At 36.0% G+C, this 21,597-nt stretch carries 24 protein-coding genes and 1 riboswitch; of the genes, 13 read left to right on the forward strand and 11 right to left on the reverse strand.

Going from position 1 to position 21,597, the window contains the following annotated elements; translation table 11 throughout:
- The first annotated feature begins 204 nt into the window (after positions 1-204).
- Positions 205-432, forward strand: coding sequence for a hypothetical protein (locus WH267_RS24435; RefSeq protein ID WP_123321671.1), 228 nt, complete (start codon positions 205-207; stop codon positions 430-432).
- Positions 433-634: 202 nt separating this feature from the next.
- On the opposite strand, the gene WH267_RS24440 is transcribed toward WH267_RS24435, so the two are convergent.
- Positions 635-1,135 (reverse strand): hypothetical protein, encoded by a 501-nt coding sequence (locus WH267_RS24440; protein WP_340011595.1) that lies wholly within the window; start codon positions 1,133-1,135, stop codon positions 635-637.
- A 153-nt stretch (positions 1,136-1,288) separates the two neighbouring features.
- On the opposite strand from WH267_RS24440, the gene WH267_RS24445 reads away from it, so the two are divergent.
- Entirely contained in the window at positions 1,289-1,792 is a 504-nt protein-coding gene (locus WH267_RS24445; protein WP_340011597.1) for a GNAT family N-acetyltransferase, read from the forward strand.
- A gap of 8 nt (positions 1,793-1,800) precedes the next feature.
- On the opposite strand, the gene WH267_RS24450 is transcribed toward WH267_RS24445, so the two are convergent.
- The gene (locus WH267_RS24450) at positions 1,801-2,889 is read right to left on the reverse strand and encodes an alpha/beta hydrolase (protein ID WP_340011598.1); all 1,089 of its coding nucleotides are present in this window, start codon (positions 2,887-2,889) and stop codon (positions 1,801-1,803) included.
- A 122-nt stretch (positions 2,890-3,011) separates the two neighbouring features.
- Positions 3,012-4,025 (reverse strand): serine hydrolase domain-containing protein, encoded by a 1,014-nt coding sequence (locus tag WH267_RS24455; RefSeq protein ID WP_340011599.1) that lies wholly within the window; start codon positions 4,023-4,025, stop codon positions 3,012-3,014.
- 192 nt (positions 4,026-4,217) lie between these two features.
- Here WH267_RS24455 and WH267_RS24460 point away from each other — a divergent pair, with 192 nt between their 5' ends.
- Entirely contained in the window at positions 4,218-4,700 is a 483-nt protein-coding gene (locus WH267_RS24460) for a hypothetical protein (protein WP_115972929.1), read from the forward strand.
- A 199-nt stretch (positions 4,701-4,899) separates the two neighbouring features.
- Here the strand turns inward: WH267_RS24460 and WH267_RS24465 are convergent, their stop codons facing one another.
- Positions 4,900-6,168, reverse strand: a complete 1,269-nt coding sequence (locus WH267_RS24465; protein ID WP_340011601.1) for a M24 family metallopeptidase — start codon at positions 6,166-6,168, stop codon at positions 4,900-4,902.
- A gap of 146 nt (positions 6,169-6,314) precedes the next feature.
- Here WH267_RS24465 and WH267_RS24470 point away from each other — a divergent pair, with 146 nt between their 5' ends.
- Positions 6,315-7,190 (forward strand): helix-turn-helix domain-containing protein, encoded by an 876-nt coding sequence (locus WH267_RS24470; protein WP_340011602.1) that lies wholly within the window; start codon positions 6,315-6,317, stop codon positions 7,188-7,190.
- A 20-nt stretch (positions 7,191-7,210) separates the two neighbouring features.
- Here the strand turns inward: WH267_RS24470 and WH267_RS24475 are convergent, their stop codons facing one another.
- Complete coding sequence (locus WH267_RS24475; protein ID WP_340011604.1) at positions 7,211-7,603, reverse strand: Fur family transcriptional regulator; 393 nt, start codon at positions 7,601-7,603, stop codon at positions 7,211-7,213.
- Positions 7,604-7,691: 88 nt separating this feature from the next.
- On the opposite strand from WH267_RS24475, the gene WH267_RS24480 reads away from it, so the two are divergent.
- From WH267_RS24480 to WH267_RS24490, 3 genes are all read left to right on the forward strand, one after another.
- The gene (locus tag WH267_RS24480) at positions 7,692-8,030 is read left to right on the forward strand and encodes a MerC domain-containing protein (protein ID WP_115971541.1); all 339 of its coding nucleotides are present in this window, start codon (positions 7,692-7,694) and stop codon (positions 8,028-8,030) included.
- A gap of 6 nt (positions 8,031-8,036) precedes the next feature.
- Complete coding sequence (locus tag WH267_RS24485) at positions 8,037-9,236, forward strand: GTP-binding protein (RefSeq protein WP_340011605.1); 1,200 nt, start codon at positions 8,037-8,039, stop codon at positions 9,234-9,236.
- 77 nt (positions 9,237-9,313) lie between these two features.
- The gene (locus tag WH267_RS24490) at positions 9,314-10,708 is read left to right on the forward strand and encodes an alkaline phosphatase (protein ID WP_340011607.1); all 1,395 of its coding nucleotides are present in this window, start codon (positions 9,314-9,316) and stop codon (positions 10,706-10,708) included.
- A gap of 104 nt (positions 10,709-10,812) precedes the next feature.
- Here WH267_RS24490 and WH267_RS24495 read toward each other — a convergent pair whose 3' ends face one another.
- The gene (locus WH267_RS24495; protein WP_340011608.1) at positions 10,813-11,604 is read right to left on the reverse strand and encodes an XRE family transcriptional regulator; all 792 of its coding nucleotides are present in this window, start codon (positions 11,602-11,604) and stop codon (positions 10,813-10,815) included.
- A 435-nt stretch (positions 11,605-12,039) separates the two neighbouring features.
- Here WH267_RS24495 and WH267_RS24500 point away from each other — a divergent pair, with 435 nt between their 5' ends.
- Positions 12,040-12,324, forward strand: coding sequence for a bacteriocin-like protein (locus WH267_RS24500; RefSeq protein ID WP_160137874.1), 285 nt, complete (start codon positions 12,040-12,042; stop codon positions 12,322-12,324).
- 148 nt (positions 12,325-12,472) lie between these two features.
- On the opposite strand, the gene WH267_RS24505 is transcribed toward WH267_RS24500, so the two are convergent.
- A complete protein-coding gene (locus tag WH267_RS24505) occupies positions 12,473-12,934 on the reverse strand; it encodes an Lrp/AsnC family transcriptional regulator (protein ID WP_340011610.1) in 462 nt (153 codons plus the stop codon).
- A gap of 188 nt (positions 12,935-13,122) precedes the next feature.
- Positions 13,123-13,308: riboswitch (cobalamin riboswitch) on the forward strand.
- Positions 13,309-13,483: 175 nt separating this feature from the next.
- Here WH267_RS24505 and metE point away from each other — a divergent pair.
- A complete protein-coding gene (gene metE, locus WH267_RS24510; protein ID WP_340011612.1) occupies positions 13,484-15,787 on the forward strand; it encodes a 5-methyltetrahydropteroyltriglutamate--homocysteine S-methyltransferase in 2,304 nt (767 codons plus the stop codon).
- A 105-nt stretch (positions 15,788-15,892) separates the two neighbouring features.
- Here the strand turns inward: metE and WH267_RS24515 are convergent, their stop codons facing one another.
- The gene (locus tag WH267_RS24515; RefSeq protein WP_340011614.1) at positions 15,893-16,717 is read right to left on the reverse strand and encodes an anti-sigma factor; all 825 of its coding nucleotides are present in this window, start codon (positions 16,715-16,717) and stop codon (positions 15,893-15,895) included.
- Positions 16,718-16,723: 6 nt separating this feature from the next.
- Positions 16,724-17,293, reverse strand: coding sequence for an RNA polymerase sigma factor (locus tag WH267_RS24520; protein ID WP_340011615.1), 570 nt, complete (start codon positions 17,291-17,293; stop codon positions 16,724-16,726).
- 90 nt (positions 17,294-17,383) lie between these two features.
- Here WH267_RS24520 and msrB point away from each other — a divergent pair, with 90 nt between their 5' ends.
- From msrB to WH267_RS24540, 4 genes are all read left to right on the forward strand, one after another.
- Positions 17,384-17,899: a peptide-methionine (R)-S-oxide reductase MsrB gene (gene msrB / locus WH267_RS24525; protein WP_340011618.1), complete on the forward strand. Its 516-nt coding sequence runs from the start codon at positions 17,384-17,386 to the stop codon at positions 17,897-17,899.
- Between the two features lie 119 nt (positions 17,900-18,018).
- Positions 18,019-18,588 carry a fasciclin domain-containing protein gene (locus WH267_RS24530; protein ID WP_115971533.1) on the forward strand — a complete coding sequence of 190 codons (570 nt, stop codon included), beginning with the start codon at positions 18,019-18,021 and terminating at the stop codon, positions 18,586-18,588.
- A 77-nt stretch (positions 18,589-18,665) separates the two neighbouring features.
- Positions 18,666-19,379, forward strand: a complete 714-nt coding sequence (locus WH267_RS24535) for a ferritin-like domain-containing protein (protein WP_115971532.1) — start codon at positions 18,666-18,668, stop codon at positions 19,377-19,379.
- Between the two features lie 26 nt (positions 19,380-19,405).
- Complete coding sequence (locus WH267_RS24540) at positions 19,406-20,221, forward strand: ferritin-like domain-containing protein (RefSeq protein WP_340011619.1); 816 nt, start codon at positions 19,406-19,408, stop codon at positions 20,219-20,221.
- Between the two features lie 72 nt (positions 20,222-20,293).
- On the opposite strand, the gene WH267_RS24545 is transcribed toward WH267_RS24540, so the two are convergent.
- Both WH267_RS24545 and WH267_RS24550 read right to left on the reverse strand, forming a co-directional pair.
- Positions 20,294-20,716, reverse strand: coding sequence for a GNAT family N-acetyltransferase (locus WH267_RS24545; protein ID WP_340011620.1), 423 nt, complete (start codon positions 20,714-20,716; stop codon positions 20,294-20,296).
- A 59-nt stretch (positions 20,717-20,775) separates the two neighbouring features.
- Positions 20,776-21,354 (reverse strand): Crp/Fnr family transcriptional regulator, encoded by a 579-nt coding sequence (locus tag WH267_RS24550; RefSeq protein WP_340011622.1) that lies wholly within the window; start codon positions 21,352-21,354, stop codon positions 20,776-20,778.
- Positions 21,355-21,597 lie beyond the last annotated feature (243 nt).

Here is a 21,597-nt window from a genome sequence, read left to right on the forward strand (position 1 = left end):
TGCAATGATAGTCTTGTTTATTCTTTCTGTCATTATTTGTTTAGGATACTTTCAGAGGTAGTAAGTTGGATAGTAACTTCCAGCCTCCAGCTTCCATCTCCAAGCCATTCAAATTCAGTAAAACTACGGTATGACTTCCCTGGAAGTATAATTACCTTTGATTGAGTTACAATTTCATCAAACAATAACTTTAAAGCTAAAACCATGAAAAAATTAAACAGAAAAACGTTAAAAAACATTGCTGGGGAAATTGGTATTGAGATTAATTTACCTCTTCCGGTGGGAATCTGTATCGGAAACCTTATTAGTTTATGCCCACCCAATTCCCACTGCAGGGCAGATGAAAAATGTTATCCGGATATTGCAGGTCCTTGTATCAATGGGATGTGTCCATCAGGATATCAATGCCGTTCCGGTGAATGTGTAAGATAAAATAATTTAAGTAAAAAACCTTTATCAACATTGGATAAAGGTTTTTTATAGCTGTGGCATTTTATCAATATGATAAATATGGTTATTGAAAATAATTTGGAGTTAACTGATTTCCAGTCTTGAAATTATGAATATTTTTGTTTGACTCCGTCGAATCTTCGATTTCAAGATATAAGTATTAGTAAGAAAAATTATTTATTTTCTATCCTTTATTTATTCCAATTACCTTCAATGCGTTAAAAGTCAAAAAGATGTCATCAAAAACAGTAAGTGATTCCACATCATTGAAACCTGCAGGGATCAAATCGTTTTTATTGAATGATAATTCGATGGAGGTATCATAAGAAGCCACAATTCTTACTTTAGAATATCCGTTATAATCTACTCTGAAGCCCTCGAACATACAGTTGCGTTCTGCTTTCTGATACTCTCCGTACTCCTCAAAGCCTGCCATATCTGTTCTCTCATCATCATTGTCATTATGCTCCAGCGATTTCCATGAAGTGTAATTTTTAGGTTCCTTCAGTACATTTCCGTTGGGATCTATAGGAACAAACATTCCCAATGTAAGAGATTTCTTTAAAAAATTAGCATAATTATTCATCAAACTTAATGTCTGAAGGTCAGCATATCCTTCGTGGGCATAATATTCAAGCACGAAAGTAGTCATCGGAATCAGCTTATGAGAAGCATCAGTCGGCATATTTGTTTTTTTCTTTTGGGCCGATAAAAATAGTATTTTTATTTACGTTTCCCAACGCAACATTCGCAATCAAACGGTATTTATACCCATTCTGAATAACAATAAGGAAAGATTGCCATGCATTTTCCGTATCTTCGTCCCATAACAGGAATAATGATAGTGAATACTTCTTTGCAGGATATTGAAGCGGTCCTTGGTTTATACAAAATGGCTTCTGATTTTAAGAAAACTGTATCCGGTGTACAATGGCCGGAATTTGATCAGAACATGATCGAAACTGAAATCAGGGAAAACCGACATTTTAAAATTACAGTAGATGAACAGGTAGCCTGTGTCTGGAGTATTACTTTCGATGATCATCAGGTTTGGGAGGAGAAAAACGATGATCCTGCCATCTATATACACAGAATTGCCACCAATCCTAACTTTCGCGGACAGAAATTTGTAGAACAGATTGTGGAATGGGCAAAACAGTTTGCCCCCAAGAACAACAAATTATACGTAAGGATGGACACTACAGCAGGTAATCAGAGATTAACGGATTACTATGTGAAATGTGGATTCACCTATCTGGGTGACAAGAAAATGACTGATACAGAAGGTCGTCCGGATCATTATCACAATGCTACAATGGGGCTTTTCCAACTGGAAGTGTAAACATTCTGTTATTTACAGACTGGCTGAACATCATTCAATAAAGTGACCAGCATTTTTCCAGGTTCTTCAAAAGGAATCAGATGGGCTGAATTTTCAAACCATATTCCTTTTTTAAAAGGAGCTTTTACATTCTTAAGCCATTGAGCCGTAGGTTCTGATGGAGTGGTATAATCATGCCTGCCCATTAACATGAAAACCGGAATCGGAAATGTTTTAACACTCTTAAAATCTGTATCAAGAAACTCAGAAAGCACTTTTGAAAGGGTAAATAAACTTCCTTTTCCAATAGCTTCTGCATCATTATATGAATATTCCGGGGATAAGAGCGGAGCCTGAAAAAAATACCTGGAATTGTTTCTGTAAGCAGTTAAACCACCATAATATTGAGGCCATTTTCTTGCAATAATAATTCTCTGCCGGGTAATTGGGGTATTTCCCGGATAGGGTGCTATTGAAGCAAGTTCCTTTAAAGCAGTGTCATTTTTCATTCGGGTAGCTTCTTTTACTGCAAAGTCTACACTTAAACGTTCATTATCTATGGTATTGATAATCTGCCCGATTCCAACATAAGCATAGAACAGGTCCGGCCTTTTCAGTGCAGCCTTCATAGAGATAATGGTTCCCCAGCTATGGCCTATAAGAAGAACCTTTTTCTTTTTATACTTTTCTTTAATCAATTCGGCAAGTTCTATAGCATCATCTACATATTGATTAATATTAATTGTATTCTTCAGACTCAGCGTATCATTAGCATTATAGGTCTTACCGGATGCTCTCTGGTCATAATTCACCACCGTGAAATATTCTTCAACAGGTCTCTGAAACATCCACATCACCGGAGCAATAGGAGAGGCCGGACCACCGTGTACAAATAAAATCACAGGATTCTCTTTATTCTGTCCACGAACATATACCCATTGCTTGGCACCACCAATAGTAGCTTTATATCTTTCCTGAATTCCGTTCGGACTTACTATAGAATCAAGATCTTTGATGATTTCTCTTGCTTCACGATATTCATCCCCAGGTTTCTGATTCTGTCCGAACACTACAATTGAAAATAATAAAGCAATAATTGATATAATTGGATGTTTCATGAAGTGTGTCTAAATAAATTGATTATAAGCACTAAGTTAAAAATATCATTTAGATAATAGGCTGGAAAAAATAAAAGTTAGTTCATGAAATTGAAATAACAATACTTATTTTAGTTATCCATTTACAATACTTTTTTTTCAGCATCCAGGAATTCATAAACCGGGAAAGCATCACCTTGATTAGTTAATGCAATAATACAAGAATTAGTTTTCAGATCTCTCCAGATTATGCATCTGAAACCATTCACACCACCTGTATGCATAGCCTGATGGCCTGAAACAAACCAGCCAAAACCATATTCACTGGGTTTTCCATCTTTTAGAATGGGTAATTCATACATAAACTTAGAATTTTCAAGGTTCAATAACTGACGCTTACTTAAAGCCCTGTCAAATTTGTATAGATCCGATGGAGTAGAATAGAGGCTGCCATCACCTACAGTAAGAAGAAAATAATCGTCAGGCTTTTTATTCATGTCATAACCCTTTGCCATTTTAGCATTGGGAATCGTTTCAGCATCATAAATAAACGAATCTTTCATCTTCAAAGGAGTTAGTATTTTATCCTGAATAAATTGTCCATAAGACTGTTTTGATATTTTTGCTATAATCTCTCCAAGTATAATATACCCACTGTTACTATACTCAAATTGGCTTCCCGAAGGAAAATGTAATCCCGACTGCTTTTTCAGAAAGTTCAAGACATCCAGATTGGTAATTTTACCTTTATTTAAAATCAAAACATTTTCATAATCTGCCAAACCTGATGTATGATTCAGTAATTGTCGTATACTTACATTTTGTGCATAATCAGGGAGGTTATCAACATACATACTGGCCTTATCATCATACGATAATAAGTTCTCCTGCTGCAATAACATAATTCCAACTGCAGTAAAAGGTTTCGTAATGGAAGCTACACAGAATGCTGTATTTTTCGTTACCATACTTTTATCTTCAAATCGTTTATAACCCAATGCTGTATCACAAATAATCTTTCCGTTTTTAACAATGAGAACCGTACCATTAAGTTTTCCTTTTCTATAATAGTCAAGAACAATATCTTTTTCAGACTTTTCTTTACAGGAGAAGAAAATTACGGTAATAAAACTATATATTAACAATATCCTGAGCATAGGGCTGATTTTTTAATATACAATATGTCAGACATATACATTAAAAGTTACAAAATTAAACCTGAGCTTCGATATTGGGAAAACAGCAGTTATTATTTTCTGTTGCTATTATAATTCATTCATTTTCAATACTTCATTTTCGATTAATTTTAAAAAGCATATCTTTACAATAACCAAACAAATCACAATAATATGTCAGTAACACCAGAAGGAGCCAGGAAGGCTCAGCTATCTTTATCTGAAAGAGCCCCCGTCGCTCATGCTGTTCTTTCAGGAGCAGAAAATATTTCAAAATACAGTAATGGAGTATGCCACGATGTGGTTGCTTATGCCTTGTATATGAGAGGAGCCAGCATCAGTCCGGATCAGTTGGCAGGATCGGCAGGTCAGAAATGGTTAGAAACCTTCAACTATTCCGGAGGAAAAAAATGGGATGGATATTCACCTATAGCCAAAGGGAAGGCCATTGGTTTCTACAGACCTATTGATAAGACCTGGTTTCACTCAGCCATTACCACAGGAAACGGCAATGAAATCAGATCAGTTAACGGATTTTCATTAGGTTCTGCATGGTCTGTTCCGGTAGATATGAAATGGGTTCTTGGAAAGATCAATTCCGATGGAACGTTTAATTATGACGGAACTAAAATAGAAGTGTACATATCTCCTTTATAACAGATATCAACAAAAATAAAGCCTCTTTAAAGTTGTTTTAAAGAGGCTTTTTTATGTCCATATGAACACGATATTTTTTGCTACGAATGCACTAATTATTCTATTTGTACATTTGTGAACACTCTAATTGTATAGAAATAATCCTTCCAATCGGAAGGATTATTTTTTTGAGAAAAATTCTTTACTCTTACTACCTTTATTAATATTCTGCCCTCATCAGATGAGTAGAGTTGGTATTGAGCTCAATCCCTCTGTCACTGCCAACAATTACAGTTCCTCCAATATTCGCAAGATGATTTCCAAAAGCACAATTGGGTTCAAAAGCAAAGCACATTCCTTCCTGTAGGACTAAATCTCTGCCGGGATTGGGCAGTCTCCCCACATTTCCATATCGGGCAGCTTGTGGCAATATTTCTATCCCCGGAGCAGTCCCAAATCCAATCGGACCATAAGGATTTATACTATGAATCAAAGGATGTACATGCCATCCGCCAGCTTCTAAAAGTGGTCTTTCCATGACATCAACAACTTCTCCAAAAGTTTTTCCCGATTTCAAAACATCAACTCCTGCTTCATAACACGCACTGGCGACAAGGGCTGCACGCTCAAGATTTGGATGAATATCTCCAACTGCCACTGCTGCCTGATGCTGAGTTTCATACATCCCATACAGCGCAAAGATCTCAGATAAAACAATGTCTCCTTCTTTAATGATTCGAGGAGCCTGTGACCGATATTGCCAGGCAGGCGGCCCCCATCCAAAATATTCAGGCCCTGATCCCATTAATATTTCAGCCGTAAACCCTCCCATTGAAATACAGGTTGAAGTAATAGCAGCTGCTACTTCAGCTTCACTTACTCCGGGTTTAACAGTCATCCGCATTGCTTCACTCATTGCTTCCCCAATGTGGGCAGCATGTCTGATTAAAGCCAGTTCTTCATCACTTTTTGGAGCAGTCAGTTTGAAAAAATCCATATAAACGGGCTTTATTTCAGCATTTGGAAAGGCTTCCATGATCCCTTTCCACGTACGATGGGGGAGCGCTCCGTCAAAATAGAAGGGTGGATAAGGCTCCAAACCAATGATTCCAATCTTTGGGGCATTTGAAAGTCCTTTTTCTTTAAGGATATTTCCAATATTGAGCCCGGTCTTACCAACATAGATTTGCTCAGGCTCAATCCATTGCTGATCTCCACGGAGGGAAGCCTGCATATGATCTGCCACCATCATAGAAGCAAAAGTGACAACAATAGGCTTTTCTTCTTTATGAAATATCACAACAGACCCGAGTCTGTCATTGGTAAAATAATGATCCATACAAAACGGGGCAGGTGCCGCAGATTCTCTGTCTCCGTAAATAATAAGGGTATCCAGTTCATTTTTTCTCATGATGATGCGTGCAATATCCCAACGACGATCACGCTCTTTCAATGATAAAGGCAATGGTATTTCCATTTTTGTTTTCATAACTCAATCTTTATTAATTATTAAAGCTTATGCAAAGTAAGTAGATCGGTGATCGAAGAAGATTATCCCAGAAGAAGAATAAATGTGCAATAGGTTTGTTTTATTGGAAAATAAATATCTTCTTTACCCAAAATTCAATTTACGGTATGGAAAGAGTCGGAGATGTTGAAAGTTACAGTATCCCTTATGTGTCTGAGAAAATAGGGCTGCAGAATGTAGAAGGAATTGTGGTAAACAGGGCAGAAGATTCTGTACGAAAGGGATTAACAAATTATCCGCATACTGTGAATGGTTTTATCTGCGCCATCTGTGTAAAAGGGAGGGCAGAACTGAAAATAAATTTTCAGAAAAGACTATTGGAACCCTATACTCTGATGGTTGTACTTCCCGGTTCTATGATGGAACCGATAGAGATATCTGAAGATCTGCATATAGACACTATTTTTTTCGATCTGGATTTTATTTCCAAAGATTCTCTTTCGAGCAACTACCTGTTTTTTCACGAAGTAAGGCAAATACCATGTCTCAGGTTAAATAATGAAGGTTTTGAGATCTTTAGACAACATCATACGAGTATTTCTATGCATTATCATAGAGAAGAAAGCAGGAGTAAGGCAGATATACTTCAATTCCTGTTGTTAGCTCTTTTGGCAGAAGTAAAAGATGTATATAATACGAATGGTAAACAGGGTGAAAAACATACAAGATCAGCAGAATTAACAGCAGTTTTTTTTGATTTATTATACCACCATCATAAAGAAGAAAGAAGTGTTTCCTTTTATGCACAGAAAATGCATCTCACAAGTAAATACCTGACTACAATAATACGTAAACAGACAGGAAAGTCTATATTGGTCTGGATCAATGAAGCGGTTATAGCACAGGCCAAATCTTTATTGAAAACAACCAATCTGTCGGTAATGGAAATTACTGATGTACTAAATTTTACTGAACCGTCACTATTTTGTCGGTTTTTCAAAAGATACACCAGCATGACACCTTCTGCATACAGAGGAAATTAAAATCTGTATCTGGAATTTATTTATGCTTCCATCGTACATTTTGGACATACTCCACTGATGATAAAATTATATTCCTCAGCAATAAAATGCTCCGGTAAGCTAATTTCCGGGATCGCGTTTTCAATACACGTCACAGAATGGCATTTTTTACAGTTAAAATGTACATGGTTATGAAAATGCTGTTCATGAGTACACTTCCCAATGCATTTTGCAAAATTAACCACACCATCCACATTGACAATCCTGTGAATAGCACCTTCATTTTCAAGGCGTTCCAAAACCCTGTAAATCGTAACTCTATTACACAAATCACCTAGATGCTTTTGAATATCAGAATGACTTAAAGCCACCTCTGAGCCATTAATAAGGTTTAAAATTTCAGTTTTGGCATGCGTATTTCTGACTTGTTTCATATTTTAATGCAACAAAGTTGCGTTATTTAGGTTTTTATATTTACATTTGCAACAAAGTTACAATAACAAATTCAAATCCTAATCTTTTATGAAGTCTAAATTTCTTGATGCAGTAGGAATCTCAGCCGCGGTTTTATGCCTGATTCATTGTATTGTTTTCCCTTTATTGCTTATCATTCCTTTGGGAATATCACATAACCCGTATATCGACCTTACATTTCTTTTGATTGGAACCTTTGTGGTATACAGACAAACAAGGCATATGACCAATCATTGGCTGTCAATTTTATTCTGGGGTTCAATTGGGTTAATTGCTGTTTCAATATTAACTGATTTTATATTTGAAATTCATCTGCCATTGATCTATGCAGGAGCTGCGGGGCTGATTACAGCACATTTTATCAATTTAAAAAAACATAAACATTAGGAAAACATGAATAAAAAACTCCCTGTAACGGTTCTCAGTGGTTTTTTAGGCGCTGGAAAAACAACATTACTCAATCATATTTTGCATAATAAGCAAGGATTAAAAGTGGCAGTTATTGTCAATGATATGAGTGAGGTTAATATTGATGCCAGACTGGTTGAAAATCAAAACACTCTTTCAAGAACAGAAGAAAAGCTGGTAGAAATGAGTAATGGATGTATCTGCTGTACATTAAGAGAAGATCTTATGATAGAAGTGGAACGTCTAGCCTATGAAAACCGTTTCGATTATCTTTTGATTGAAAGTACAGGAATCAGTGAACCTATTCCGGTAGCACAAACCTTTACCTATATTGATGAAGAAAGTGGAATTGATCTCTCCCGCTTCAGCTATGTAGACACTATGGTAACTGTAGTGGACGGTTTTAATTTCATGAAAGATTTTTCCTCTAATGAACGATTAATGGATCGCAGTCTTACTGATATTGATGGGGATTACCGTACGATTGTTAACCTTCTTACTGACCAGATAGAGTTTGCCAATGTTATTATTTTGAATAAAACAGACTTGATTGATCCGGATACTCTCGGATTCTTGAAATCTGCAATTAAAAAGCTAAATCCTGAAGCGGATATTCTGGAATCAGAATTCGGTCAAATTGATCCAAAACATATTTTGAATACAGGATTATTTGATTTTGATCAGGCACAATCCTCAGCAGGCTGGCAAAAAGAATTACAATCCGGCCACCACACTCCCGAAACGGAAGAATATGGAATAGGTTCTCTGGTATTTAGAGATAAAAGACCTTTTCATCCTGAGAGACTTTGGAAATATCTCAATCATTATCCTGAAGGCATATTAAGAGCTAAAGGACTTTTCTGGCTGGCATCCAGACCTGATGATGCACTGAATTTTTCTCAGGCAGGAGGCTCATTTCGCCTGGAGAAAGCAGGAGTTTGGTGGAGTAGCATGCCTTTGAACCACAGGGTGCAATATGCTTCTTTTATAGAAAACCAAGCATTTATTGAAAGCAGATGGGATAAAAACTGGGGAGATAGAATGAATGAGTTGGTTTTCATTGGGCAATATCTTAATGAAGAAGAGATCTTACAGGCTCTCAAGGACTGCTTGATTAATGATGATGAAAAAGATTTATTTGATCAGAAAGCAAATTTTGAAGATCCATTTCCTGAACAGATATAAAATTAACTTTTAATTAACGCAACTGAGTTTCATTAAATAAAAATATATCCTAATTTAGGGCTTTATTGATACAATATATGGATAGAAGAAAATTTCTAAAAGGTTCTGCACTGCTTTCAGGGTTATTATCCCTGTCACCCTCTGAACTTTGGAGTTCCAAAAGGAATACTGAACCATCCGGGACCGGAAAAGCAAAGAATATAATATTCATGATCAGTGATGGAATGAGCTTGGGAACTCTTTCTATGGCAGATTTGTATTCCAGAAATATTTTAGGCAAAGAAAGCCATTGGCTCAGTTTATATCGTGAGAAGAAAGTTTCAAGAGCATTAATGGATACAGCCTCTGCCAATTCGATTGTAACAGACTCTGCTGCTGCAAGTTCAGCTTTTGGAGGAGGAATAAGAGTACAAAACGGGGTATTAAATATTGGTGCTAATGGAGAAAAACATATTCCCATATGGCAGAAATATAAAAAAGCAGGTAAAAAATTTGGTTGCGTTACTACTGTTACAGTTACTCATGCTACTCCTGCGGGATTCTGTATCAATTCCGCCAAAAGAAATGCAGAACCTCAGATTGCCGAAATGTATGCAGAACTGGGAATAGATGTTCTGATGGGAGGAGGGGATGAGTTTTTCAACCCTTTAAAAAGAGAGGATCAGAAAGATCTTTATTCTGTCTATAAAAAAAAGAATTATCAGATTCTGAAAAATCATACAGATCTGAAAACAATAAGAAAAGAAGAGAAGATACTAGGAATCTTCAATACAGGAGCTTTACCCTACAGCATTGACAAGGCTAATCTTTCTGAATTTGGGAAAACTCCCAGTTTAGCAGAAATGACAGCAACAGCAATTGATCAGATGAAAGAACATCCGGGAGGCTTTGTTCTTCAGATAGAAGGCGGGAAAGTAGACTGGGCTGCTCACGCCAATGATATAGCCGCATTGATTCATGATCAGCTGGCATTTGATGAAGCTGTGAAAACCGTGATGGATTTTGCTGAAAAAGATGGAAATACCCTAGTGATTATCACTACAGATCATGGGAATGCCAATCCCGGAACCATTTATGGCGCTGATGCCACTAAAAATTTCAATAGTATTTCAAACTATCAATACACCAATGAATACATTCTGAATAAAATTCATAAAGATCATTCCGCTAAAGATATCAAAGACTGGATATTTGAAGCTAATAAGCTTGTTTTAAGTGATAATGAAGCCAAACATTTGCAAAGTTTTTACAATGGGCTTGAAAAAGAAGAAGGGCTTTATAATTATAAAAAATTACCGTTCAAACTTTATTCGGAAATTCAGAAAAGTCGGAATTCTGTAGGCTGGGTCAGTATGGACCACTCAGGAGATTATGTAGAAGTAGCGACCTTTGGACCTGGAAGTCAGCTTTTACAGCCTTACATTAAAAATACGGATCTGCATCATCTAATGCTGAACGCAGTCCCTTTATAAATTTAAAATTTTCATATCATATTTATATTTTTATTTGGTTTTAAAACAGGCTCTCCAAAATGATTTGAAGAGCCTGTTTATTTTGTACGAAATTGTTACCTCGTTTATTGAGAAGACTTTCTGCGGCGTGTAGACACTTTTTTATCCAATTCTTTGATATCCTGTCTCAATTCCCTGAACATTTCCTTGAAATTATAGCTTTCATAATCTCCGGGCTCAAAATCTTCCGGAAAAATTCCTGAAGCATACTGCCAGATCTCTACAATATCTTCAAACGGAATATCGTATGGTTCATAGAAAGAGTTATCTGCACTTACACAAATGGCATTTCCTTTATTCTCCTTAAAACGTTTATACGTAATTCCATCATTCTGGGTAATGAAAACATAGGTCTTACCAGGTTTAAGCTCATCGATTCCCTCTACATATTTTCCTACAATGTATGAACCACTTCTGAATGGAGGCATAGAATCTCCATCTGCTGGAAATGCTCTGTATTTTCCATTATTTAAAAAGGGAAGGGCAATGCGCTGAAGACTTTCAATATATCCCACATCACTATATCCCTCCAGATATCCCATAGAAGCTTTCTGAGGAATGATTTCTATGGTATCATTTCCAAGATCATCCACAGCTACAGGAAGAACAATTCTGTTATCCGGAAGCTTCAGCATATCTTCCGTTGAATATTTCTGAAGGTCTACGGACAGCAACAGATCTATACTGACATGAAAATATTTGGCTATCTTAATAAGAAGCTCCATTGGAGGTTCTGAAATTCCGTTTTCGTATTTAGAATATCTCACCCGGGAGATCGTAAGGTCATCAGCTACGTTTTGCTGAGAAAGTTTTCTCTTGGCTCTCAAAGAGCGTATATTATTTGAAAAAATTGACATTGATAGAAGTATGTCCACAAAAATACAAATTTTACGCCCTGTGGTCAATAATCAGAACAGCATTTACCATAAAATTTAGAGAATTTTATCACTTCTTAACTAAAGCAAGAAAAATCAGCTAATAAAGCACCTGTTTTTTACAGTTGCAGCCTCAGTTTTTACCTTTAAAACCTCATTTTAACAAACATTAAATATTAACCATTAAAAAGTTAATTTACATTGAAAATATTAACTCCAACATTTAAAATTTGAAATATGTTTTTTAAAATTTAGTGAATCAATCAGATACAAACAAAAATGATATACACAATGTTATTCATTTATATTAACGAAATATTAAATAATAAAATTGTTTAATTATTTTATTCAAAATAATATGAGTTTATTATTAATTATCATATATTTGTGATGTATTAATCATATAAAATTTTAATCATGAAAAATTTCAAAAAACTAGACAGAAACGAACTAAAATCAATTTCAGGAGAAGGATTACTTGATCCAATCGGAGGTTTACTAGGAGGTCTAGGAGGCGTTGTTGGTGGCGTTCTTGGAGGAGTAGGTACTATCGTAGGTGGCGTTGTTACCGGAGTAGGTTCTACAGTAGGTGGAGTTATCGGCGGTGTAGGTACTGTTGTAGGAAACGCTTTATGCCAAACACAGTGTGTAGTTAATGGTGTAATCCACATCAAATTATTAGAGTGTGGTTCTACTTGCTAATCAGCAACTCCATTAAAAATTAAAAAAGTATAGCCGCTCTATTCTTAGAGCGGCTTTTTTATTTTTTTATTCTGAATATGATACTAAATATATTACACCTGACAGGTTTTTAAAGCCTGTTAAGTTTTAGGTAAATAAAACAGTCATTTTATAAAGTCAAGCCCTGATTATTTTTTACTTCAGACATTACAAAGGTACTGTGTGTACTTCCTATAGAGTCTACAGAACCCAGCTTATTAAATACAAAATCCTGATAATGTTTCATATCGCGAACCTGAACTTTCAACAGGAAATCAAAATCTCCGGAAATATTGTAACATTCTGCCACTTCTTCAATTTCCAGGATTTCTTTTACAAAATCATAGCCCACAGAGCGGTCATGAATTTTCAATTTAATCTGGCAGAATACCGTAAATCCACGGTTAAGCTTTTCTGCATCCAGAATTGCTGCATATCTTTTTACAAAGCCTTCCTGTTCCAGTCTTTTTACCCTCTCAAAAACAGGAGAAGGTGACAGATTAATTTCCTTAGCAAGTTCTTTAACGGTCAATTTTGCATTGTTCTGAAGCAGTTTCAGCAGTTTTATGTCCTTATCATCAAGTTGTTCCACAGAATATTATTCTTTTATATTTTAAAATCACCCAAATATACAGAATTATATTCTTTAAAAATACAATTTAAAAGCTATATTAACCAAATAAACCCTGTTTAATTGCTAATATATTCTGTTTTAGTAATTTTACACAAAATTAAAATCTTTTATCAGACATACTATTGGTAAAAGATCGTTCTTTACAATCTTCATCAAACAGGAAAGGTTTTACTTAAGGTAGATTAATAGGGAATCGTGTGAGAATCACGAGCTGTCGCGCAACTGTAAGTAACACATCAAAGGTTTCTGTCCTTAGATATCCACTGCCAAAAGCGGGAAGGATGACAGAAACTGTTACAAGTCAGGAGACCTGCCTTTACTGAATTGACAATGCTTTCGCGGTCTGAAGCTTTTGAGTCATACAGATGATCTATTGCAGTACGTTTTATCTCCGGGTGAAACTGTACCAACTGCTTATATCACCTGATCTCAAAAATTTCTATCCCGAACAGCATTCCGAAGCATTCAAAGAGCATTTAAAATAAGTTTAATTTAAAATTTGTAAAAATGCAAACACACATTCTGGGCTATCCGCGTATTGGTAGCAAAAGAGAACTAAAAAAAGCCTGCGAACAGTATTGGTCAGGTAAAATCGTTTTGGAAGAACTTCTTACCGTAGGAAGATCTATCTGCAGCCAGAACTGGAACCTTCAGAAAGAAGCAGGAATCGATCTTATTCCCTGCAATGATTTTTCCTACTACGACCAGGTGCTGGACATGAGCCTTGTGGTAGGAGCTATCCCAACACGTTATCATGAGGTAGCTCTTAAAAAGAACAATTCGGAACTGGATCTTTACTTTGCCATGGCAAGAGGATATCAGAAAGACGGATTGGATATCACTGCGATGGAAATGACGAAGTGGTTTGATACCAATTATCATTATATAGTCCCTGAATTTTATAAAAATCAGCAGTTTAAACTTACCTCAGATAAGATTTTTAATGAATTTGCCGGAGCAAAACAGGCAGGGATCAATGCAAAACCTGTAATTATCGGTTTGGTTTCTTATTTACTTTTAGGAAAGGAAAAAGAAGAAGGATTTGATAAGCTGGATCTTGCCCATAATCTTCTTCCAGTTTATATTGATATCTTATCAAAGTTACAAAGCCAGGGTGCTGAATGGATTCAGTTTGATGAACCTTTCTTAGCCTTAGACCTTACTGAAAAGGCAAAAGAAGCCTATACTTTTGTATATACTGAGCTTAGAAGACAGTTTCCAAAACTTACATTCATTGTAACGACATATTTCGAAGGATTAAAGAACAACCTGTCTCTTGCAGCCTCACTTCCTGTGAATGTACTGCATATTGATCTGATAAGAAACCCTGAGCAGCTTGAAGATGCACTTGATTCTATTCCAGAAAGCCTAAGCTTATCTCTTGGAGTGGTAGATGGCAGAAACATCTGGAAAAATGATTATGAAAAATCTTTATCTATCATCAAAAAAGCAGTTGAAAAATTAGGATCTGAAAGAGTTTTCATCGCTCCTTCATGCTCTCTGCTGCATTCACCATGTGATTTAGATTTTGAAACCGGTCTTCAATCTGAAATCAAAAACTGGCTGGCTTTTGCCAAACAAAAAGTAAAAGAAGTGGTAATCCTTAAAGAGCTGGCTTCGGAAACTTCTGATCATAATATTCTTCTGGATTTTGAAAACAATAAAAAAGCCGCTTCAGACAGAAAAACATCTTTACTGATTCATAATGAAAATGTAAAACTAAGAGCATATTCTATTACAGAGGCAGATTCGCAAAGGAAAAATTCATTCAGTGTCCGTAAAGAGACTCAACAAAAGGCATTACAGCTTCCTTTATTTCCTACGACAACCATCGGGTCATTTCCACAGACTGCTGAAGTAAGAAGCTGGAGAGCAAAATTCAAAAAGGGAGAACTGACTGCCGAGCAATATGATACTTTATTAAAAGAGGAAACCCAAAAAACGATTCGTTGGCAGGAAAGCATCGGAATTGATGTTCTTGTTCATGGTGAGTATGAGCGTAATGATATGGTGGAATATTTCGGAGAGCAATTACAGGGATTTACTTTTACTAAAAACGGTTGGGTACAGAGCTATGGAAGCCGTTCTGTAAAGCCACCAATCATTTTTGGAGATGTCTCAAGGCCTGAACCTATGACGGTGTATTGGTCTCAATATGCGCAATCTCAAACCAATCAATGGGTAAAAGGAATGCTTACAGGACCTGTAACCATCTTACAATGGTCATTTGTACGTGACGACCAGCCCCGTTCCGAAACCTGTAAACAGATTGCTCTGGCGATCCGTGATGAAGTTCAGGATCTGGAAAAAGCAGGAATCAGGATTATTCAGATTGATGAACCGGCTATCCGTGAAGGACTTCCATTGAGAAAAACGGATTGGCAAGATTACCTTAAATGGGCTGTAGAAGCGTTTAAAATCTCAGCAAGTGGAGTAGAAGATGCCACCCAGATCCATACGCATATGTGCTATTCAGAATTTAATGACATAATTAAGAATATTGCAGATATGGATGCTGATGTGATTACGATAGAATGCTCAAGGTCTCAAATGGAACTTTTACATGCTTTTGCAGACTTCAAATATCCTAATGAAATTGGCCCAGGCGTGTATGACATTCACTCTCCGAGAGTTCCTTCCAAGGAAGAAATGACTGAACTGCTGAAAAAAGCTCAGGATGTAATTCCTTCGAACCAACTTTGGGTAAATCCGGATTGTGGTTTGAAAACCAGACATTGGGAAGAAACAGAAAAAGCCTTAATTGCTATGGTTGCAGCTGCTAAAGAGGCTTCTGTAGAATATGCATCTTAACTATTTTCAACCTTATATCAACCAAAAAGCATCCAAGTTGGATGCTTTTATTTTTTTAATTATTTTGAGACTGAAAACATTCACAATTTCAATCTATGATTACATTTAAATTCCTCCCATTACATACATGTTTTCCATAGTAGGAACGGGGCTTCCGCCTTGTTTTTCAAGAGTAATAGCAAACGCCTGCGCTTTTGAAATAGTAGCCAAAGCCGTTTTACTGTCTTTATCTTCAGTATACATTCCTGCATTTACCGGTTTCCCGTCTTCAAGAGCCCAAAGCTGATACTGCATTCCTGTTGGAGCTTTAGGGAGATGCTCACCATTAAGGTATACTTTTTTTGTTTTTCTATCCCAGAAAACCATTGCTTTGGCTTCCTGGTGCTTCTCCACTCCTTTTAACATCACCATCTGCATGTCCGGGTTGGAAAACATATCCAGTTTTCTATCCATTTTTTCCATGGCAGCATCCTGAGATTGTTTTTCTGCTGTCAGTTTTGTCATTTCCTGTTTTGTTGCAGACTGGTTATTCATCCAAACCAAATTCCCGGCTATACTTATAAGGAATAAAACAGATGCTGCAACAGCAAGAGGTTTCCAATTTCTTTTTCCCTGTATCTGTTCCGGATTTTTGATATCTCTGTCATCATTAATTTCCTGAATCTCTGTAGAAAGAGAAGGTTTCTCTTCCTCAATAGGAGACTGTTCCTGTTGGATTTTATTCCAGATTTTAGATTTCAAATCACTTGGAGGTGTTACAGCCTGAGCCGTAGCAAGATGTTCCAAAGTTATTTGTGCCTCTTCAAAAGCAGCCTTTACTTCAGCATTATTCTTCATCACACACTCCAAAATCCCTGCTTCCTCTGGAGAAGCATGGCCAAGAATATAAGATTCTATAATTCCGGATGATATGTATTCTTTTGTGTTCAATTTAATTTATTGATAATCTTTTAGCAAATCTTTTAATTTCATCAATGCATTCCGCATCTTCGTTTTTACCGTTCCCAGGGGGATCTTTAGTTTCTCTGATATCTCATGTTGGGTATATCCCTGATAGTAAGCAAGATTAATAAGTTCTTGTTTATCAACTTCCAGATTTTCAAGCACATTGTTAAACCCAATATAATCTGATGAGTTATTGGTTATTGATAGCTCTGTAGTGTTATATACGAAATCAGGAAGCGATTGGTTTTTAAGCTCGTTCTGGAATCCTTTAGATTTTAAATAATCAATTGCTGTATTTCGGGCAATATTAATCATCCAGGTATAGAACCTTCCTTTAGAAGCATCATATTGATGAATAGAATTCCAAATTTTAACAAAAACATCCTGAATAACTTCTTCAGTGTATTCTTTAGACTGAACAATACGAAGAACAATTCCGTACAACGCACCTGAATAGTGGTCATACAGATAATGAAAACCATTTTCGTTTTTTTCTTTTAATAAAACGATAAGTTCTTCCTCAGAATAGGTTGTTTTAATAGCAATTATTTTTCTATCCAAATGTAATAAAATAAAACAAATACTCAATAAAATCCGAAAAATCTTTTACGTCGTATATAGTTTCAAGAAAATATTTAAAAAATATTAGATATGAAGAGCTTAATATCAAAAACAGTATTGATCTGTTGTATTGCCCTATCAACAGAAACCTATAAGGCACAGGCAGATCATTTTAAAATCAAAAATCCTTATTACTCCCATACCGCCGTAAACCTGTTGAAGGTAAGTAATTCTGAATGGAAAGAGATTTTAAAACCCGAACTCTATGAGGTTGCCAGAGAAGGAGCTACAGAAACAGCATTTACAGGAAAATATTATGAGCTTGATGAAAAGGGAACTTATTATTGTGCCGTATGTGGAAATCCATTGTTTCTTTCCACTTCAAAGTTTGCGACCACTTGTGGCTGGCCTTCATTTTATCAGCCTATTCGTAAAAACAGTGTTATCTACAGAAAAGATACTTCTTACAATATGATTCGAACAGAAGTTCTGTGTGGAAGATGTGATTCTCATTTGGGACATATCTTCGAGGATGGCCCAAAACCGACAGGAAAACGATTCTGCATGAACTCAATCTGTCTTGATTTTATTCCTGTAAAAAAATAACAATCTAATTTACAGTAAGTTAAATAAAATTTCATTTTTTTTCAATCTAAAATAAAACCAATCTCGTAAATGACATTAAAAGCACAAATTAACTATAATTAATTTAAAAAAATATTACAATGAACACACGAACAAAAATCACAGTTTTAGCAATGATAGCTTTATCATTTGCTTTCAGTGGGAAGGTAACTGCACAAATGACGAAAGAAAAAACAGTAATGGTAGGAGGAGCGCCTATGTATCCTTCCAAAAACATTATTGAAAATGCAGTAAACTCTAAAGATCATAAAACTTTAGTTGCAGCGGTAAAAGCTGCAGGATTGGTAGAAACACTTGAAGGAAAAGGACCTTTTACCGTATTGGCTCCTACTGATGCAGCATTTGCAAAACTTCCGAAAGGAACTGTAGAAACTCTTGTAAAGCCTGAAAATAAGGCAATGCTTACAAGTATATTGACATATCATGTGTTACCAGGAAGATACAGTGCTAAAGAAATCTGGGCTGCTGTAAAAGCAGGAAACGGCAAAAGCATGATGAAAACAGTGCAGGGTGAAGAACTTACTTTCTGGACAAAAGGAAAAGATCTTTATATAAAAGATGCGAAAGGAAACAATGCCAAAGTGACAATTGCAGATGTAAATCAGTCCAATGGGGTTATTCATGTTATAGATACGGTTTTGATGCCGTAAAAATGTAGAATCTAAACAGCATATTAGTGTGCTGTTTTTTCTTTTTACCATTATCAAACACTTCAAAAATTAATATTATGAAAAAAACGATTCATGTTTCTAATCAAGGGGTAACTCTGGATACAGGCAGAAGAAACTTTTTAAAACTGAGTGGTGTAGGTCTGGCACTTGCAGGGCTCACTATGATTGGCTGTAATGATGATGATGATTTTCAAATGATGGATAACAGTCCGGTTTTTGATTTAGGAGCCGGAGATATAGGCGTATTAAATTATGCTTATGCTCTTGAGCAGCTTGAGGCTGACTTTTATACCAAAGTGGTGAATAACTTTTACACTGGGATTTCCAGTATTGAAAAAGAGATTTTCACAGATCTTTACCATCATGAGGTAATCCATAGAGATTTTTTTAAAGCAGCTATCACTGGGGTCACTCAAAACGTACTTCCGAAACTTGATTTTCAATATCCCAATGTAAATTTTAATGACAGGAATTCTGTACTGGCCACTGCAAAAGCACTGGAAGATACCGGCGTGGCAGCCTATAATGGTGCCGGGAAATATATTACCAATGCGGCTTATCTTGTTATTGCAGGAAAAATAGTTTCCGTAGAAGCCAGACACGCCTCTGCTATCAGAAACCTTATCAATCCGGGATCTGCTGACTTTTCAGGGGATGATGTGATAGATGCTAATGGTCTTGATCTTGCTAAAGAGCCGAAGGATATCGTAGCCGCAGCAGGAGGATTTATCAAAAACCGCTTTACCTGGAAAGAAAGAGGTATTAATTAAATTATTCATCTTCAAAAACTTGTATTATGAACATTCTTAGACTATTAGACAAGCTTTCTAATGATAAATTTTTCACAACGGAAGCTTCCCGGTTAGAAACCATTACAAATCTATCCCTATTTGGAAAAAAAGCAGCTGTAGCAGCTGTTCCCTTTGGACTTGGTGCACTAATGACTACTCCTGTAAAAGCAGAAAAAACCCATACAACAATGACAGGGACCGCCCTTAAAAGTACTTTAACAGATGCTTTACAACTCGCTTTGGTCCTTGAATACCTGGAAAATGAATATTATGCTTTAGGGCTTTCCACAGCAGGTCTGATTCCGAATTCTGACAGACCGGTTTTTATGCAGATTTCCAAGCATGAATCAGCTCATGTTACCTTTTTAAAGAGCACACTTACTTCTTTGGGAACAACTCCGGGTGCAAAACCAACCTTTGATTTTACAGCAAGTGGAAACTTTTCCCCTTTTACCGATTACAACCAATTTCTCATTCTGGCACAGGCTTTTGAGGATACAGGAGTAAGGGCCTATAAAGGGCAGGCTGGAAATGTTATGTCAAATAAGGCTGTCCTTCAGGCTGCATTACAGATTCATTCTGTGGAAGCCAGGCATGCCTCACAGGTAAGAAGAATGAGAGCCAACAAAGGCTGGATTGAGCTTGCCAATGGAGGAAATATGCCTTCAGCAACTGATCCTGTATATGCAGGAGAAGATAATGTAAATCAGGCAGGATACAATACGGGAATTCTATTTGGAGCCCCTGCCGGGTCTGCAGCCTATGATGAAATTTTGAGCGGAAGTGATGCGCAGGCTATTGCATCATTATTTATTGTATAGTAATATGCAGAAAAAACAAAGTATTTGTATCATAAAAAAGCATCCAATCGGATGCTTTTTAGCTATATAAAGTTATAATCCCATGTGTAAAATAGGATATTCTTTACCCTGACTATCTAATTCGGACCTTTCCAGCACCTGGAATCCTATATGTTGATAGAAACCAACAGCCTGTTCATTTTGTTCATTGACATCTACTTTGGTCACTTTTAAATGATCAATTCCATACTGAATCAGTTTTTTACCAATTCCTTTCCCTCGGTAATCGTTATGAATGAACAGCATTTCAAGATTTCCATTAGCAATTCCCATAAACCCGGTTAAAGTACCACCTTCTTCAAAACCTAGCAAGGTCACATATTCAAAATAGCCGGGAATCTCTTTTTTATAATAATTAAAATCCTCTTCTTTCAGAAAATCGTGGGTATTGAGTACGGAACTTTCCCATATTTTCATTAACTGAGGATAATCAGTCTTTCTTATTTCTCTAATCATAATTGTAAATTTTGAGTAGCAAAAATCGTATTTTCTATATTTGAAACACTGAACCTGGGTTAAAAAATACGTTTCCGTATTCTGCTGAGCGCCTGAGGGGTAATTCCCAGATACGATGCAATATCCTTTAATGGAATAGAATTAAAAGTATTTCCATATTCTGTCATCATTTGTAAATAATACTGTTCCGGAGAGAATTTAATCAGGTTAATATTCCGGATTAAAAGTCTGTTCAGCAATCTGGCAGTCAGATCATCAAAAACTTCTTTCAACCCAGGAATTGCTTCATATAGTTTGACCGCCTGATCCTGATCTATTCTGTATATTACACAGTCTGCGAGGGCCTGGACATTAAAAGTTGACTTTTCCTGTAGGGTAAAGGAGATATTGGATAAAGAAAATGAACCTTCCTTGCAAAACCAGAAAGTCTGCTCTTCCCCTTTATGATTTAAAGTCCAGCAACGGGCTATTCCACTGAAAATAAAATAACTGTATTTCTCCAATTCGCCTTCTTTGATAAGGAATGTGTTCTTTTTAACCAAAATTCTTTCAAAATATTGGTCAAATCGTTTAGAATCAGCTGAATTGAATGTATTGACATCTACATTAAATTCCTTGAATAATTTTTCTAACAGCATAATCTATAATACAGAAATAAGAATAGGAGAGTACAATATACATTTTATCAGGGATATCTTAAACTTGAACGAAACTGTATGAAAATAAAAATGATTTTTTTAATCACAGATGGCACAGATTTTCACAGATGATTATGTATCTGTCTTTCTTACTCTGAAAATTGACATTTTTTTTTGTTTAATTATAACAACAATATTTAAAACCCACACTACACTGATTATCAATTAAATAAAATATATTTT

It is taken from the genome of Chryseobacterium sp. MYb328, assembly GCF_037572595.1.
Classification (GTDB): domain Bacteria; phylum Bacteroidota; class Bacteroidia; order Flavobacteriales; family Weeksellaceae; genus Chryseobacterium; species Chryseobacterium pennae.

Coding starts and splice junctions, on each gene's coding strand:
- WH267_RS24460 (WP_115972929.1), top strand. CDS start 4,218: ATGTCAGTAACACCAGAAGGAGCCAGGAAGGCTCAGCTATCTTTATCT.
- WH267_RS24465 (WP_340011601.1), bottom strand. CDS start 6,168: ATGAAAACAAAAATGGAAATACCATTGCCTTTATCATTGAAAGAGCGT.
- WH267_RS24535 (WP_115971532.1), top strand. CDS start 18,666: ATGAAAAAAACGATTCATGTTTCTAATCAAGGGGTAACTCTGGATACA.
- WH267_RS24435 (WP_123321671.1), top strand. CDS start 205: ATGAAAAAATTAAACAGAAAAACGTTAAAAAACATTGCTGGGGAAATT.
- WH267_RS24440 (WP_340011595.1), bottom strand. CDS start 1,135: ATGCCGACTGATGCTTCTCATAAGCTGATTCCGATGACTACTTTCGTG.
- WH267_RS24495 (WP_340011608.1), bottom strand. CDS start 11,604: ATGTCAATTTTTTCAAATAATATACGCTCTTTGAGAGCCAAGAGAAAA.
- WH267_RS24480 (WP_115971541.1), top strand. CDS start 7,692: ATGAAGTCTAAATTTCTTGATGCAGTAGGAATCTCAGCCGCGGTTTTA.
- WH267_RS24490 (WP_340011607.1), top strand. CDS start 9,314: ATGGATAGAAGAAAATTTCTAAAAGGTTCTGCACTGCTTTCAGGGTTA.
- WH267_RS24470 (WP_340011602.1), top strand. CDS start 6,315: ATGGAAAGAGTCGGAGATGTTGAAAGTTACAGTATCCCTTATGTGTCT.
- WH267_RS24445 (WP_340011597.1), top strand. CDS start 1,289: ATGATAGTGAATACTTCTTTGCAGGATATTGAAGCGGTCCTTGGTTTA.
- WH267_RS24455 (WP_340011599.1), bottom strand. CDS start 4,025: ATGCTCAGGATATTGTTAATATATAGTTTTATTACCGTAATTTTCTTC.
- WH267_RS24550 (WP_340011622.1), bottom strand. CDS start 21,354: ATGCTGTTAGAAAAATTATTCAAGGAATTTAATGTAGATGTCAATACA.
- WH267_RS24540 (WP_340011619.1), top strand. CDS start 19,406: ATGAACATTCTTAGACTATTAGACAAGCTTTCTAATGATAAATTTTTC.
- WH267_RS24545 (WP_340011620.1), bottom strand. CDS start 20,716: ATGATTAGAGAAATAAGAAAGACTGATTATCCTCAGTTAATGAAAATA.
- WH267_RS24450 (WP_340011598.1), bottom strand. CDS start 2,889: ATGAAACATCCAATTATATCAATTATTGCTTTATTATTTTCAATTGTA.
- WH267_RS24530 (WP_115971533.1), top strand. CDS start 18,019: ATGAACACACGAACAAAAATCACAGTTTTAGCAATGATAGCTTTATCA.
- msrB (WP_340011618.1), top strand. CDS start 17,384: ATGAAGAGCTTAATATCAAAAACAGTATTGATCTGTTGTATTGCCCTA.
- WH267_RS24485 (WP_340011605.1), top strand. CDS start 8,037: ATGAATAAAAAACTCCCTGTAACGGTTCTCAGTGGTTTTTTAGGCGCT.
- metE (WP_340011612.1), top strand. CDS start 13,484: ATGCAAACACACATTCTGGGCTATCCGCGTATTGGTAGCAAAAGAGAA.
- WH267_RS24475 (WP_340011604.1), bottom strand. CDS start 7,603: ATGAAACAAGTCAGAAATACGCATGCCAAAACTGAAATTTTAAACCTT.
- WH267_RS24500 (WP_160137874.1), top strand. CDS start 12,040: ATGAAAAATTTCAAAAAACTAGACAGAAACGAACTAAAATCAATTTCA.